The sequence below is a fragment of the Mesorhizobium sp. M7A.F.Ca.CA.002.15.2.1 genome, assembly GCF_003998715.1.
Lineage (GTDB): Bacteria > Pseudomonadota > Alphaproteobacteria > Rhizobiales > Rhizobiaceae > Mesorhizobium > Mesorhizobium ciceri.
The window spans coordinates 1-462 of the sequence record NZ_RZPI01001266.1; the positions used below are offsets into that span (position 1 = coordinate 1).

Annotated in this window: 1 pseudogene; it reads right to left on the reverse strand. The window is 68.4% G+C overall.

Annotated features, from left to right (window positions below):
* Positions 1 to 303: 303 nt before the first annotated feature.
* A pseudogene (locus tag ENZ74_RS35605) lies at positions 304 to 462 on the reverse strand (chemotaxis protein MotC); the annotation flags it as partial.

Consider the following 462-nt stretch of genomic DNA (forward strand, 5'->3'; position numbering starts at 1 on the left):
GCCACCTCCCCCCGCCGCCGGTCCAGAGCCCGCCGATCCGACCGACGCCGCCATGACCAGAACACGTCGACAGCTCGACCTGATCGACCAGATGCTTGGAGCCGCCCCTAAATGACCACCAGCCTCGGCTCGGCCTTGCCAGGATTTGCCTCCACGCGCGCGACGTCGGAGCAGCCTGCCGCGAACGGCAGAAACGATGACGCCGGCTTCGGCAAAATGCTGCGCGACGATGCCCGCCCGGAACGGCAGGCGTCGACAGAGGCGGGATCGCGCGACCGGCGCTGGAGCAAGCTCGCTGCCGGCCTCGCCGGCAATGGCCTGAGCGGCGTCGAGCAAGGCGCGGTCGCCCTCCGACAGCCGGCTGCGATCGATCTTGCCGAGCTTGGCACGAATGTCCTCGATTGTGCCCGAGGTGACGGTGGAAAGGCTGGCATAGAGCAGGGCGCGTGGATCGTCCTGATT